Source organism: Saccharospirillum sp. ABV4_185 (genome assembly GCF_056159245.1).
Genome location: NZ_JBSWUW010000001.1, coordinates 1,008,548 through 1,022,428, shown reverse-complemented (window position 1 = coordinate 1,022,428; position 13,881 = coordinate 1,008,548). Strand labels below are relative to the sequence as shown.

At 57.1% G+C, this 13,881-nt stretch carries 16 protein-coding genes; 9 read left to right on the top strand and 7 right to left on the bottom strand.

Features of this window, described 5'->3' with window-relative positions; translation table 11 throughout:
* Positions 1-39: 39 nt before the first annotated feature.
* The 4 genes from ACXAE6_RS04585 to ACXAE6_RS04570 all read left to right on the top strand — a co-directional run bounded on the left by ACXAE6_RS04585 (position 40) and on the right by ACXAE6_RS04570 (position 3,430).
* Entirely contained in the window at positions 40-966 is a 927-nt protein-coding gene (locus ACXAE6_RS04585; protein ID WP_475145083.1) for an ABC transporter ATP-binding protein, read from the top strand.
* Between the two features lie 16 nt (positions 967-982).
* The gene (locus ACXAE6_RS04580) at positions 983-1,744 is read left to right on the top strand and encodes an ABC transporter permease (protein WP_475145081.1); all 762 of its coding nucleotides are present in this window, start codon (positions 983-985) and stop codon (positions 1,742-1,744) included.
* Positions 1,745-1,808: 64 nt separating this feature from the next.
* On the top strand, positions 1,809-2,879 hold the full coding sequence (locus ACXAE6_RS04575) for a hypothetical protein (RefSeq protein WP_475145079.1): 1,071 nt from the start codon (positions 1,809-1,811) through the stop codon (positions 2,877-2,879).
* A complete protein-coding gene (locus ACXAE6_RS04570; protein ID WP_475145077.1) occupies positions 2,876-3,430 on the top strand; it encodes a DUF922 domain-containing Zn-dependent protease in 555 nt (184 codons plus the stop codon). The genes ACXAE6_RS04575 and ACXAE6_RS04570 overlap by 4 nt, the downstream gene beginning before the upstream one ends.
* Before the next feature lie 25 nt (positions 3,431-3,455).
* Here ACXAE6_RS04570 and ACXAE6_RS04565 read toward each other — a convergent pair whose 3' ends face one another.
* From ACXAE6_RS04565 to pdxR, 3 genes are all read right to left on the bottom strand, one after another.
* The gene (locus tag ACXAE6_RS04565) at positions 3,456-3,698 is read right to left on the bottom strand and encodes a hypothetical protein (RefSeq protein ID WP_392798151.1); all 243 of its coding nucleotides are present in this window, start codon (positions 3,696-3,698) and stop codon (positions 3,456-3,458) included.
* 1 nt (position 3,699) lies between these two features.
* Positions 3,700-4,011 carry a 4a-hydroxytetrahydrobiopterin dehydratase gene (locus tag ACXAE6_RS04560; protein ID WP_475145075.1) on the bottom strand — a complete coding sequence of 104 codons (312 nt, stop codon included), beginning with the start codon at positions 4,009-4,011 and terminating at the stop codon, positions 3,700-3,702.
* Between the two features lie 170 nt (positions 4,012-4,181).
* A complete protein-coding gene (gene pdxR, locus ACXAE6_RS04555) occupies positions 4,182-5,630 on the bottom strand; it encodes a MocR-like pyridoxine biosynthesis transcription factor PdxR (RefSeq protein WP_475145073.1) in 1,449 nt (482 codons plus the stop codon).
* A gap of 86 nt (positions 5,631-5,716) precedes the next feature.
* Between pdxR and ACXAE6_RS04550 the strand changes: the two genes are divergently transcribed.
* From ACXAE6_RS04550 to ACXAE6_RS04530, 5 genes are all read left to right on the top strand, one after another.
* Complete coding sequence (locus tag ACXAE6_RS04550) at positions 5,717-6,316, top strand: pyridoxamine 5'-phosphate oxidase family protein (protein ID WP_475145072.1); 600 nt, start codon at positions 5,717-5,719, stop codon at positions 6,314-6,316.
* A gap of 151 nt (positions 6,317-6,467) precedes the next feature.
* Positions 6,468-7,376 carry an SDR family NAD(P)-dependent oxidoreductase gene (locus ACXAE6_RS04545; protein ID WP_475145070.1) on the top strand — a complete coding sequence of 303 codons (909 nt, stop codon included), beginning with the start codon at positions 6,468-6,470 and terminating at the stop codon, positions 7,374-7,376.
* Between the two features lie 85 nt (positions 7,377-7,461).
* Positions 7,462-8,256, top strand: coding sequence for a hypothetical protein (locus tag ACXAE6_RS04540; protein ID WP_475145068.1), 795 nt, complete (start codon positions 7,462-7,464; stop codon positions 8,254-8,256).
* On the top strand, positions 8,253-8,687 hold the full coding sequence (rimI, locus tag ACXAE6_RS04535) for a ribosomal protein S18-alanine N-acetyltransferase (RefSeq protein WP_475145066.1): 435 nt from the start codon (positions 8,253-8,255) through the stop codon (positions 8,685-8,687). Before ACXAE6_RS04540 ends, rimI begins: the two co-directional genes overlap by 4 nt.
* A 74-nt stretch (positions 8,688-8,761) precedes the next feature.
* Positions 8,762-8,926, top strand: a complete 165-nt coding sequence (locus tag ACXAE6_RS04530) for a hypothetical protein (RefSeq protein ID WP_199224206.1) — start codon at positions 8,762-8,764, stop codon at positions 8,924-8,926.
* 7 nt (positions 8,927-8,933) lie between these two features.
* Here ACXAE6_RS04530 and ACXAE6_RS04525 read toward each other — a convergent pair whose 3' ends face one another.
* From ACXAE6_RS04525 to ACXAE6_RS04510, 4 genes are read right to left on the bottom strand one after another with little or no spacing between them, the layout of a single operon-like run.
* A complete protein-coding gene (locus ACXAE6_RS04525) occupies positions 8,934-10,007 on the bottom strand; it encodes a LacI family DNA-binding transcriptional regulator (RefSeq protein WP_475145064.1) in 1,074 nt (357 codons plus the stop codon).
* 42 nt (positions 10,008-10,049) lie between these two features.
* A complete protein-coding gene (locus ACXAE6_RS04520) occupies positions 10,050-11,651 on the bottom strand; it encodes an alpha-amylase family glycosyl hydrolase (protein WP_475145062.1) in 1,602 nt (533 codons plus the stop codon).
* Positions 11,652-11,656: 5 nt separating this feature from the next.
* On the bottom strand, positions 11,657-12,805 hold the full coding sequence (locus ACXAE6_RS04515; RefSeq protein WP_475145060.1) for a carbohydrate ABC transporter permease: 1,149 nt from the start codon (positions 12,803-12,805) through the stop codon (positions 11,657-11,659).
* Between the two features lie 10 nt (positions 12,806-12,815).
* Positions 12,816-13,823 (bottom strand): carbohydrate ABC transporter permease, encoded by a 1,008-nt coding sequence (locus ACXAE6_RS04510; RefSeq protein ID WP_475145058.1) that lies wholly within the window; start codon positions 13,821-13,823, stop codon positions 12,816-12,818.
* Positions 13,824-13,881 lie beyond the last annotated feature (58 nt).

The following is a 13,881-nucleotide window of genomic DNA, read 5'->3' as shown; positions in this document are numbered from 1 at the left end:
CATGACGGGCCGGTTCGTAACCCTCAGTCAGGAGTGTTCATGGCGTCGATCATCTCCATCGAAAACCTCACTAAAACTTACGATTCCGGCTTTCAGGCGCTTAAAGGCATCAACCTCGATATCGAGCAGGGCGAGATTTTTGCGCTGCTCGGTCCTAACGGTGCCGGCAAGACAACGCTGATCAGCATCATCTGTGGTCTGGTTAACCCCAGCGGTGGTCAGGTGAGCGCCGATGGCCACGACATCATCAAGCAATACCGTCAGGCGCGTTCCAAGATTGGTCTGGTGCCGCAAGAGTTGACCTCCAATGCGTTCGAGTCGGTCTGGGATACGGTCAACTTCACCCGCGGTTTGTTTGGTAAGGCGCCCAACCCCAAGCACATCGAAAAAGTACTGCGCGATCTGTCGCTGTGGGACAAGCGCAATGATCGTCTGATGGCGCTTTCCGGCGGTATGAAACGCCGGGTCATGATTGCCAAGGCGTTATCGCATGAACCGCGCATTCTGTTTCTGGATGAACCGACGGCCGGTGTTGATGTCGAGCTGCGCCGGGAAATGTGGGCCATGGTGCGTGAGCTGCGCGAAAGCGGTGTGACCATCATTCTGACCACTCACTACATCGAAGAAGCCGAAGAAATGGCCGATCGGGTTGGGGTCATCAATCAGGGTGAAATTGTCCTGGTGGAACAGAAGCAGGATCTGATGCGTAAGCTGGGTCGGCGTGAATTGCGGTTGGCTTTGCGTGAACCACTCAGTGAGATTCCTACCGGGTTAAAAGATCGTGATCTGAGCCTGAGCGAAGACGGTTATCAGCTGATTTATCGCTTCGACAGCCAACTCGATGACACCGGTATTCCGGAAATGCTGGCGACTCTGAGCGACGCCGGCATCGATTATAAAGACCTGCAAACGCGTGAAAGTTCATTGGAAGATATTTTCGTGAACCTGGTTCACCGCAACGATTAATCGATCAGGAGAGTCCATGAATTTTTATTCTATCCGCGCCATCTACCTGTTCGAGATGGCTCGCACCTGGCGCACCTTATTGCAAAGCGTGGCGACGCCGGTGATTTCCACCTCGCTGTATTTTGTCGTCTTCGGTTCGGCCATTGGTTCGCGCATGGTGGAGATCGACGGCGTCAGTTATGGCGCTTTTATTGTCCCCGGTTTGATCATGCTGACGCTGTTGATGCAGAGCATCAGTAATGCCTCCTTTGGTATCTATATGCCGAAGTTTTCCGGCACGATTTATGAAGTCTTGTCGGCGCCGGTTTCCTATCTGGAAATTCTCATTGGCTACGTTGGTGCGGCGGCGAGTAAGTCGGTGATTCTCGGTCTGATCATTCTGATCACCGCCACCTTCTTTGTGGATTATTCCATCGACCATCCGTTCTGGATGTTCAGCTTCCTGGTGCTGACATCGATCACCTTCAGTTTCCTCGGTTTTATCATTGGCATCTGGGCCGATGGTTTCGAAAAACTGCAGATAGTCCCGATGATGATCGTCACCCCGCTGGTGTTTCTCGGCGGTACCTTTTACTCCATCGATATGCTGCCCTCGTTTTGGCAGGGTGTGACCTTGTTGAACCCGGTGGTTTATCTGGTCAGCGGTTTCCGTTGGAGTTTTTACGGTCTGTCGGACGTTCATGTCGGTGTCAGCATCGGCATGACGTTGGGCTTCCTGGCGCTCTTTGTTGCCATCGTCTGGTGGATTTTCCGCACCGGTTACAAGCTGAAAAGCTGAAGCCGGTCGCGGCGGGCGACGCATGATTTGATAGACTGCGTTCAGTTCTTGAATCGAGTCCGTTATGCGTCGCTGCCTGTTGCTGCTAATCCTGTTTTGTCTCTCGCCACTGCGCGCTGAAACCTCGACCGCTCCCTGGTTGCAGGTGGTGCGCGATACACCCTATGTGTTCAGTGCCGGCTTTTACGACAACCTGTCCACCATTCGGCGTTGGGTCTTACTCGGTGAAAGTTATTGCGCGCAGTCGCAACGTCATTTGCTGTTCGATCAGCGCGGCCGCTTTCTCACCTGGTTTGAGAATCCTGGCGATTCCGCTGCTAATCAGATCATGTTGAATGAAGTCCGCGCTGAGCTTTATCGCGACGGCGAAGTGCATCGGCTGATTAACGGCAGTGCGTCTGAAACCGGCTATCCCTTTGCGCTGCGTTGCGATCAACCTCACGTCGACTTGCCGGCCGCTCTGGGGCGCCTGCTCGGCACCGAAACCGAAGACCGGGTCTGGGGTACCTGGGATGGCATCACCGCCGGTTCGCCCGATGCGCCCTGGTCGTTGGCGAAGGTCGTGGTCGAAGTCTTGCACACCCAGGCACAGCGTCGTGGTTATGAGGTGACGCCGGCGATGCAGCGCGCTTTTCTTGGCCAGATTTTAATTGAAAGCGGCGCGCGCAAACGTTCCTTCTCGGCGGCGCAAGCGGTGGGTTTGCTGCAGCTGCGACCGGAAGTTTTGGCCGACTGTGAACTGGCAGAACGGTTTTATTTGCATCGCATGGCGCAGGTCGATTGCGCGGTGCGTTTGTATCAACAAAACGATCGCAATCTGCGTCCGGCTTTTGAACGTCGCTTCGGCGATTTGCCGCAAGCAAAAGCCGAGCAACTCTACTCGCTGTTGCTGGTGCAGGCCTATCACGGCGGTATCGGTCGGATGCTGGCGCTGTTGGGCGACGACGAAGTCGGCCGTGCCGGTCGTGAACTGGCCGCCGATGCGCAGCGTTACAGCGCCGAAGATCTGGCTCTGGGTCTGGTGTTCCACAATATGGGGCGCATCGGTCTGGGGCTCGATTCGTTGTATTACAGTGTCGATGTCGCTATTGCCGCCGAAGCCGTTTGCAGCGCTGAGCCGGAGCTATGTTCGTGAGATGGGTTGGCTTGGTTGTGCTGGTGTTGATGTCGACCGGTACGTTCGCGGATGTGCAAAGCGAACTGGATTGGCAACACTACCCAGTGCGTATCAAGGAGGGTGAAACGCTGGCCCAGGCACTCGATCGCAGCTCACCAATTCGGCAACGTGGCCTGGTCTATCACGCCACCACAGATTGGCAGGTGCAGTGGCGTTTCTGGTGGCGCCAGGTCGGCGATGGCTGTGTTATTGAACGGGTACGCACCGAGGTTGAGGTGCAGATTCAACTGCCGCAACTGGTCGCCGGAACGGACGCTCAGCAAGCCGAATTTGCGGACTATCTCAGCGCGTTGACGCAGCATGAAGAAGGGCATCAGCAACTGGCGTTGGCGGCCGGTGAAGCCATCGATCTGGCGTTGCGGCAGTTCCCGGTTGGGAGCTCTTGTGATGCTTTGGAAGCCGATGCCAATGCGCTCGGTCAGCAACGGTTGCAGCGCTTTCGCGAACGTGAATACGACTACGATCGGCGCACCAATCACGGCCAGACTCAGGGCGCCTGGATGGAATAATTTGCAGGCTTTTGGGCGGCTGGTTTTACAGCGGCCGATGCTGATCCTGCCAATAGACCACCCAGCTTTGATCGCGCACAAAATGATTCACCGCCTGCATCGACGGAAACCATTCGCTGAGTAACACCTCCGATTGGGGATCGGCTTCGCGATAGACCATGACGAAAAAACCGTCTTCTTCGGTATCGCGGCTGATGTGGCAATAGCCGCGATAGTGATTGCCTTCGATGATCTCACCAAAGCGATCGAGTACCACATTCAGTGACATCTCAGCCTCGCTCGCCGGCCAGCCGATCCAACTGATGGGCCAGGTTGAAATCGCGCTGTGAAAGACCTTCCACATCGTGGCTGATCAGTTGCACCTTGACGGTTTTATAGACGTTGAACCATTCCGGATGGTGGTCGTTTTTTTCGATCACCAGGGCGGCGCGAGTCATAAAACCAAAGGCTTCGACAAAGTCTTTGAACTGATAAGTTTTGCTCAGCTTGTCGTCTTCAATGGCCCAGGCGTGGGTCGATTTTGAATTCAGCGCCTGCAGTTCAGTCTGGATTTGTTGATCGTCGTAACGGTCGGTGGGCATGGGGTTTCTCCGTTGCTGGAGTGGGCATGTACCTTAGCAGGCGGGAGACGGCAGACGCAAAATGGAGAGTGGGAGACGGGAGACGCTTAACGGGAGACGCTAGTTAGCTGAAACCCACGCGCGCCTTATTGGCGTTTCACGTTTGGGCGGCACACCGCTCCCGTTTAGCGTCAAGCATGGAGCCGCGCTAACAGCGCGACTCCATGCCGAATTTCGTCCTCACTCGAATTGGCAAAGCCAATGACCAAACCGGTTCGCTTGTGGTTGCCCAGTGCATAGTCGCTCAACGCCAGCGGGCCATAGCCAGCTTGACTCAGTTGTTGTGCCCAGGCCCGGTCATCGCCTTGGCGTTCCAACACCAGATGCATGCCCGCGCTTTCGGCAACGGTGCGAAACTGGCCGTCGAGGCGTTGTTCGATCTGCTCACTCAGTAACTGCCATTTGCTGTGATAGTGCTGCCGCATCCGGCGCAGGTGACGCGCGAAGTGACCCTGGTCGATAAAGGCGGCGGTGACCGCTTGCAACAGCAGGGGCGATTCCCCGGTGTGAATACGTTTGAGCTGATTGAAGGCATCGACCAGATCGGGCGGCACGACCAGATAACCCAGTCGTAGCGCCGGAAACAGCGTTTTGCTGAAACTGCCGATGTACAGCACCGGAGCGTCTTCGATTAATCCCTGCATGGCCGCGAGCGGTTTGTTGGTGAAGTGAAATTCGCTGTCGTAATCGTCTTCGATAATCCACACACCGGCGCGCGCAGCCCAGTCGAGCAGGCGCAAACGCTGACTGATATCGAGAATGCCACCCAGCGGGTATTGGTGGGTCGGTGTGCAATACAGCAGCTTGGCGTCGGTTTGCTGTGGCAATTGATCAAGATTGAGCACCGTGTCGGCCAGCGGTACCGGCTGCAGTTCCACACCTGGTCGCGCCAGCGCAAAACGGGCACCACGATAACCCGGGTCTTCGATCAGTACGGTGTCGCCGGCGTGCAAAAACAGTTCGGCGATCATCGACAGCGCCTGCTGGGCGCCGGCGGTGATGATGATCTGGTCGGGGTGGCAGCGTACACCGCGTGCCTGGCGTAAGTAGTCAGCTATGGCACGACGCAATGGCGGATAACCCTGGTGGCTGTCGTAACCGAGCAGGGCAGTGCGAGTTTCCTGCTGATGCAGCAGACGATTCCAACTGGCCAGCGGGAAGGCATGGTGATCGGGCAGGCCGGGTGTAAAGGGTCGGTTCTGTTCGTTGGGTTCGCGCCCTTGACTGCCTTGCAACCAGGGCAACGCCGGGCTTGGCAGCGGTGGTCTGGGGTGTGCCGCTGGTTTTGGGGTGCCATCGACGGACTGCGCTGGCAGCCGCGGGTCGACAAAGGTACCGGAGCGCGGCTGATGGCGGATAAAGCCTTCGGCCTGCAATTGATCGAACACTGCCAGCACCGTATTGCGCGCCACGCCCAGATCGGTTGCCAACAATCGGCTGGACGGCAGACGATCACCCGGTTGCAGCCGTCCATCGAGAATGCGCTGGCTGAGCGCCTGATAGAGCTGGGTCTGCAACGACTGACCGCTGTGGTTGGGGTCGCGTAGATGCAGATCATTAAGCGGCAGGCTGGTGGTCATCCTGGATCCATAAAAAATTAATATCTGGTTCTTTCTAGAATACCAGATGCCGCTAGTCTAGACCTCGTTAACACGAGGAGACCACCATGCCCCGCAAGACCGAGCAAGCAGCCAGCCAGTCCGAATTGGGTTTTTGTCCGCGCAGCCAGGTGCGCCGCGCCGCCAAACGGGCGAGTTACGACCGTGAACCGGTGTATCAATTGATTGATGATCTGAAGACCGCCCATTTGGGTTTTGTTGAAGAGGGTGAGCCCCGGGTCATTCCCATCACCTGCTGGCGCGATGGCGATAACCTCTATGTACACAGTGGCAACAAAGGCCGGCTGGCGAAGTATCTGCAAAGTGGCCAGTTAGTGGTGTTGTCGTTCGCGCAATGCAGCGAGTGGGTGATGACCAAATCGGCTTACCATCACAGCGCCAACTATCGTTCGGCGGTGCTCTATTGCCACGGCGAGACGGTCACCGACGAGGCCGAATTCGACAACGCCTTCCGCGTGCTGATCAACCAGCTCGAAGCGGGGCGTTGGGAGCAGGTGCGGCCGCCCAACCGGATAGAGCGTAAGGCTACGGTACTGGTGCGCTTGCCAATGCAGGAAGGCTCGTTTAAGGCCCGTACCGGTGGCCCGGTGGAGGAACCGGAAGATCTGGCATTGCCTGTCTGGCACGGCACGCTGGCGGTGAAGTAAGATGGCGTTGTAACCGGTTACATAGGGCTTGCACCGTGAACGTTGTTCAAAGACACTGATAAGCGTCGCTTGGGCGGGCGCGCTTTTCTTCACTTTCTAGTGAACCTGGAATGGCCGCTTAGCGTACTCATGGATGAATGGAAACGCTGAGATGAGCATGTTCGATACCCTCAAAGATTATTCGATTGTCTATTCCTTCGATCGCAGTGGTTATCAACGCCACGCACGTCAATTTGCGCCCATTGAAGACAGCCATCTGATTGGCAAGCGCTTTCTGGTCACCGGCGGTACCAGCGGTATTGGTGCGGCGCTGGCGCAGCGTCTGGCCGAGGCCGGCAGTGAAGTCATCGTCACCGGCCGCAGCGCCGAGCGCTTTGCGCAGTCCGGGCTGGATTCCCTGGGGGTCGCCTTTGTGCCGCTCGATATGGCCGACTTCAAAACCGTTATGCAACTGAACCTGCCGCCTCTCGATGGATTGGTGTGCAACGCCGGTGGCATGCCCGACCAACTGCAGCTGGTGAACAATGAGTTCGATGTGATTTTTGCCTCTCAGGTGATTGGTCATTATCTGCTGATGCGGCGCTGTATCGAGTCGGGTCTGTTAACGCCCGGAGGCAGTCTGCATCTGACCTCCAGCGGCGGCATGTATTTAAAGAAACTGAATCTGGACGACCTGTGCTGGCAGGAAAACAGCTATGACAAGGTGCAGTCCTACGCCAACGCCAAACGCGCCCAGGTGATTCTTAACGAAGAACTGGCGCGGCGTTATCCGGACTATGTGTTCTCTTCATCCCACCCTGGCTGGGTCGGTACCGAGGCGTTGCGTGAGGCGCTTCCGGGCTTTACCAAGCGGCTGTCCAAACGCTTGCGCAGCGATGACCAAGGCGCTGATACCATCTATTGGTGTCTTGCCGAAGGTAAGCAACTGCCCAGCGGCGAATTCTGGTTCGATCGTCAAAGCCGGCCGGTCTACCCACTGCCCTGGACGCGGGAAACCCAGACCACCCGTCAGCGGTTGATGACGCTCTGCGCTACCGTCTGGGCCGAGCATCAAAACTGAGCGCTTTGGGCGGCAATGCAAGATTGTCGCCTGGGTGTTGGGCGCGTATATTGAGCGGTCCTGAAAGCCGACCAAAAGCCTGTGCTTGCGCGCCATGCCCGCCTTTACGCCCTTAGCTGAAAGCAACCGACGCCATTACCTTGATGCCATGGGCATTCAGTCCTGGTATCCGCGGGTGCGCCTGCCCCTGGCGCCCGAACCCCTGGTGTTCGATCTGGACGATGGTCAGGATGAATTCCCCGCGGCACAGTCCTCAGCAGCACAAGCTCAGGCGGCAACGGCTCAGCCAGCAGTAGCGCCAGCTGCCGAGTCTGCGCCAGCGCAACCGCAGGAACCGGTTGCCGTTCCGCGAGTCCAACCCGAAACCGCCAAGCCTGCCGCTGAACCGGAAGCGGCGCCGCGAGCTCAGTCGGCGCCAGCGGTGCCGCGTTTTGTGTTGTCGCTCAGCGTGGTCGGTCCTTACCTGATTGCCGATACGCTGGGGCGTGGTTTGGAGCAACCCACGCCGGCGGGCCAGCAGTTGTTGCTCAATATTCTCGCCACCCTGGGTGTCAGCTCTGCCGATGTGCACACCCATCATGTGATTCAGTGGCCACTGTTTACCAATCCGCGTGTCGATCAGGGCATCAAGCAGGCGCAGCTGTACGTCGATGAAAAGCTTGAGCAGTTTGTCCGCCAGCATCAGCCGCAACAGTTGTTGTCTTTCGGCGCTGTGCTGCCGCGTCTGCACGACTGGCAGCACCCTCAGGGTGAGCACTTAGGTTTGCCTTGGGTGGGTTTGCCGTCGCTCTATCGCATGCTGGAGGATCCGCGTCAGAAGGCGGTCGCCTGGCAGCGACTTAAACCTTTCGTTAAAGAACCACCCTCCAGCGACGCATGAAGCTGTTGCCAGCCCGTCTCGATGACTTTAATGCCTTGGTGATGTTGGATGCCGAAGCCGGTCCGCATCCCTGGTCGGTAATGGCGTTGCAGCGGGCGTTAACAGAAAGCCGGGTCTGGCAGATTGAGCACGAAGCCCAACTGGCGGGTTTTCTGGTCGGTGAATTAGTATTCGATGAAAGCAGTCTATTGCATCTGGCTGTGGCGCAAGGTTTTCAGGGCAAAGGCCTGGCCCGGCAGGCGTTACGCCACTGGCTGGTGCAATTGCAGCGTCTGGGTCAGCAACGCTGCCTGTTGGAAGTGCGGCCCAGCAATGCGCCCGCGCGGGCGGTTTATCGCCGTCTGGGGTTTAGCGAGATCGGCCAGCGTCGTCGCTATTATGCCGATGGGGAAGATGCCTTGGTGATGGCATTGGCGCTCAGCGAGCGGTGACTTTCGGCGGCTGCATCGGCGGCAGTCAGCGACTAATGTAGCGCTATCAATGTGCCAACCAGGAGAACCTCGGTATGCGCGAAGTGCGTTATGAGATCGTTAAACAGGGTGTGTCGTTCGGAACGGTGCTGGCCATCGTGCTGTCGTGGAGCGCCAACAAGTCGATTCTTTGGGCCATTATCCACGGCCTGTTCAGCTGGTTTTACGTGCTGTATTTCGCCCTGTTTAAATCGGTATAAACCGTTTTTAGGCCGTTTCCCGGATCTGCAACTGGGTCGGTAATATCTGGCTTTTAAAACTTTCCGGGTTGAGCGCCATCATCGCTGCCAGCCGGCCTTTTTCGATGCTCGGCTGATAGACGGTGGTGATGGCCGGGTGCGAGCGCCGGGCTTCGGAAATGTCGTCGAAGCCGACAATTTTCAAATCTTCCGGCACGCGAATATCCAGATCGCGCGCCACACTGAGCGCCGCCAGCGCCAGCTGGTCGGACATGCAAAACAATGCCTTGGGACGCGGTTGCGATAACAGTGCTTCACGCGCGGCCTTGACGCCGTCTGACCAATTACTTTCATGGGTATTCCACACCTGATCGGCCAGAATTTCGCTGCCGAATTCAGCCGCGGCATCGCGGTAAGCATCGAGTCGCTGGCGTGAAATCGAGGTGGCGGCATCGATCAGTTCGACTTCGCTGACCCGACCGACGGCATCGGAGTGAATCAGTCGCAGGCCGATGACTGCGACCGCAGCGTCACTGCCAATCTGCCGATAAATATGCTGCGCCGCCTGCTTGGCGCCGCCGTAATTATCGATGTTCAGTGACAGATGATTGCCCAGCGTAAAGTCGACGGTGACCACCGGTTTATGCTGCCGTTCCAGACGCTGAATGATGCCCAGGTCGCGCGGTGGGCCATAGATGATAAAACGGTCGGGAATCGATTCCATCGACTGCTGATGGTAGAAGTCGTCGCGACCGGGCATCAGCAGCAAATTAACGCGGGCGTCATCGAGCACTTCGGCAACGCCCTGCAGAAATTCGGTGGCGCAGCTGTCGCGAAAATTATAGGCCAGACGTTCGGCGAGCATTACACCGACCACGCCGGTAGCGCCGGTGCGCAACGAACGGGCAGCCGGATTCGGACCGTGATAGCCAAGCCGCTCGCACTCTTTGAGAATGCGGTCGCGCAGCAGCGCCGACAGTTGATCCGGCCGGTTGAACGCATTGGAGATCGACGCTGTCGAAACCCCCAGGGCTTCGGCGACGGCTTTCAAAGTCATGCGTTTGCTGGGTGCTTTGTTATTGTCTTTGTTGATCACACGCATAGTGTCCGCCAGGAAAACGCCGGCGCTATGGCCGGCGTCCGCTTACTCGGCCCAGGCTGCCAGAGTGTAAGCCGGGATTCGGCCTCCGCTTGCTGCTTGGAAACCAGGAACCGTCACTGCTGAACCGGTGACTTCAACCGGCAAATCCCGGCTGGTCATGTTCAGGCCGATGACCAGACTTTCCTGATCGTTGACGCGCCGGAACAGCAGCAGGTCCTGGTCGCTGTCGAGCCATTCAAAACGACCGTCTTTCAGAGCCGGATGTTGACGGCGCCAGGCCAGTAGCTGACGACTGAAGTTGAGCGTGGAGTTGGCATCGACCTTTTGCTCAGCCACCGCTAATTGACGATGAATCGGTTCGATGGGCAGCCAGGGATGACCATCGGAAGTAAAGCCACCCATGGCTTCATTGAGCCAGGGAATCGGGGTGCGGCAACCGTCGCGGCCTTTGAACTCGGGCCAGAATTCGATGCCGAAAGGATCCTGCAGCAATTCGAATGGCACCTCGGCTTCCGGCAAGCCCAGTTCTTCGCCCTGATAAATACAGGGGCTGCCACGCAAGGTGGTAAGCAGACCGAGAGTGGTGCGCACATAGGCTTTCGGATCTTCGGCGTCTTTGCCCCAACGGCTGGCGGAACGCTCAACGTCGTGGTTGCTTAGCGCAAAGCACGGCCAGCCATCGCCAAGATTTTGTTCCACCCGCTCAATGGTTTTGCGGATGTAATCGACGCTGTGCTCTTTTTCCAGCAATTCGAAGGTGTAGGCCATGTGCAGCTTGTCACCGTTCGAGGTGTACTGCGCCATGTATTTCATGCCACCCGGTGCACCGATTTCACCAACGGTGGTGGTGCCCGGAAATTCATCCATAACCGCGCGCAAACGCTTAAGGAAATCGAGGTTTTCGTCGCGACACATCTGGTGAATGTGGTACTGACGGGTGAACGGATTCACCTTGTCGGCACCGACAAACTGTTTCTCCGGCGAGTCGGCCAGACCATTGTCGGTCAACGCCGCGTCGTGGAAATACATGTTCACCACATCCAGACGGAAGCCATCGACACCCAGTTCCAGCCAGAAGCGGGCGGTGTCGAGAATGGCGTTCTGAACCTCCGGATTGTGGAAGTTCAGATCCGGCTGGCTGGACAGGAAGTTGTGCATGAAATACTGGCCGCGGCGAGTATCAAACTTCCACGCCGGGCCACCGAACAGCGACAGCCAGTTGTTCGGGGCGGTGCCATCGGCTTTGGGATCCGCCCAGACGTACCAGTCGGCTTTGGGATTGTCGCGGCTTTCGCGGCTTTCCTTAAACCACAGATGCTGGTCTGAGGTGTGGCTGTAGACCTGATCAATGATGACCTTTAATCCGCGCTGGTGAGCTTCTTCGATGAGGTGCTTGAAGTCGTGCAGCGAGCCGAACATCGGATCGACATCTTTGTAGTCCGAGATGTCGTAACCAAAGTCCTTCATCGGTGAGGTGAAAAACGGCGACAACCAGATGGCGTCGACGCCCAGCTCAGCGATGTAATCCAGGTGAGTAATAACACCGGGAATATCACCGATACCGTCACCGTTGCTGTCGAAGAAAGAGCGCGGATAGATCTGATAGATCACGCCACCGCGCCACCAGTTGAGATCGGCTACCACTTAAATCAGCCTCCTTTAACCGAACCGGCCAACAGGCCGCGAACGAAATAACGTTGCATGGAAATAAAGACAATCAATGGCACGATCATGGTGACGAACGCGCCGGCGGTGAGGATTTCCCAGTTGTCGCCGCGCGAACCGAGCAGCTCGACCAACTGAGCGGTCATCACCGTTTTACCTTCGCCCTGGCCGAGGAACACCAAGGCAACCAGCAAGTCGTTCCACACCCAGAGGAACTGGAAGATCGAGAACGACGCCAGCGCCGGCAGCGACAACGGCAGAACAATGGTACGGAACACATCGAAGTGACTGGCGCCGTCCATACGAGCGGATTCCATCACCTCTTTGGGCAGACCGGCCATATAGTTACGCAGCAGGTAGACCGCCAGCGACAAACCAAAGGCGGTATGTGCCAGCCAGATACCGGGATAGGACTTGGGTTCGGTGCCGAAAATACTGCCCAGCGTGGTGTACATGCGCAGCACCGGAATCAGTGAAATCTGCAGCGGTACCACCAACAGACCGACTATCATCGCCAGCACCAGCATCCGCCCTTTGAAACGCATCCAGGCCAGCGCGTAGGCGGCAAAAGCGGCGATCAGAATGGGAATGAAAGTGGACGGCAACGTCACCGTCATGGTGTTGATAAAGGCGCGGCCCACACCTTCGGACGCCATCACTTCCCTATAGTTCTGCAAGGTGAAGATGGGCGGCACTTCGGCGATGTAGAACACCCGCTGACCGCGGTCGTGGCTGAAGGGTTCGTCCGACACCCAGCTGAAATCGCCGTTGGCGTTGAGCGTCATCTGCGAACCGTCGTCCAGGGTGGTGGTGTCGCCAGCGGCGAAAGCAGTCAGGTCGGTAGGTCTCAGGCTCCAGGACTGCACTTCTTTGCCCTGATCCACTTCGAAGATGTTGCCCTCAATCACGAACTGACCGTTCTGTTCGCTTTGCGCATCCATGGTTGGGGTGCGGTAAAACTCGTTGCTTTCACTGGATGACAACGATGTCCACCAACCGGTCTGTGCCAGCTGGTCTTTGTCACGCACCGAACTGATCAACAGGCCGAGTGTGGGAATGGTCCAGAGGGCGACCAGGATAAATACCGTCAGGTGTTTGCCGCCGACGGCCAGCATGGAAGTTCTGTGGCTCATGATCGGCTCCTTATTGCTCGTCGGCGCGAGCGCGACGGATGTTGTAGAGCATGACAGGCGTCACCGCGAACATAATGACCAGAGCGATGGCGCTCCCTTTACCAATGTCACCGGCCCGGAACAGCTGGTCATACATAAAGTTCGCCAGGACATTGGTGTCCCACTGACCGTTGGTCATGGCAAAGACGATATCGAAAATCTTCAACACCAGAATGGTAATGGTGGTCCAGACCACGACGATGGTGCCGAAAATCTGCGGAATCACGATCTTGAAGAAGATGGAGAACTGATTAGCGCCTTCGATGATGGCCGCTTCCAAGGTGTCTTCAGGAACACCGCGAATAGCGGCACCGAGAATCACCATGGCGAAACCGGTTTGAATCCATACCAGGATGATCATCAGCAGGAAGTTGTTCCAGAACGACACGGTGATCCAGGGCGTCGGATCGCCACCGAAGGCGACGACGACGGCATTGAGCAAACCAATCTGCTCTTCACCCACACCGCGATAGTCGTAAATAAATTTCCAGATCACCGAAGCGCCGACAAAGGAAATCGCCATCGGCAGGAACACCAGGGTACGCGCCAGCTTGCCCCACCACAGACGGTCGGTCATATAGGCGATCAGCAAACCAAAACCGGTGGCCAGCGTCGGCACAAAGATCAGCCATAACAGATTGTTGCGAACTGCGATCCAGAAATTGGGGTTCTGCACAGCCCAGGCGTAGTTCGCCAGGCCGACAAATTCGTTGGCGTTTCTATCGAGTACGGAATACCACAGAGAGGCGAATACGGGGTACACCAGATAGATCAGCAAAATCAGTACCGCTGGACCGATAAAGATCCAGGGACGGATGGATTCGCGCAGGTTGTCGCGCTTCATCCGGGCGGCATCGCCGCTGACAGAATCACTGGACAGGAAACGGTCCAGCAGAAAGTTAGATCCAAGAAAAAATAGGGCACTGAGGCCTATTGCCAGGGCAATAGCAATCACTGCCGTGATAATTTGCTGAGCCACAGTTGTCTCCTGACCAAGAAGGGGTTAAAAGCAGCCCGCCCCGAAGAACGGGGCGGGC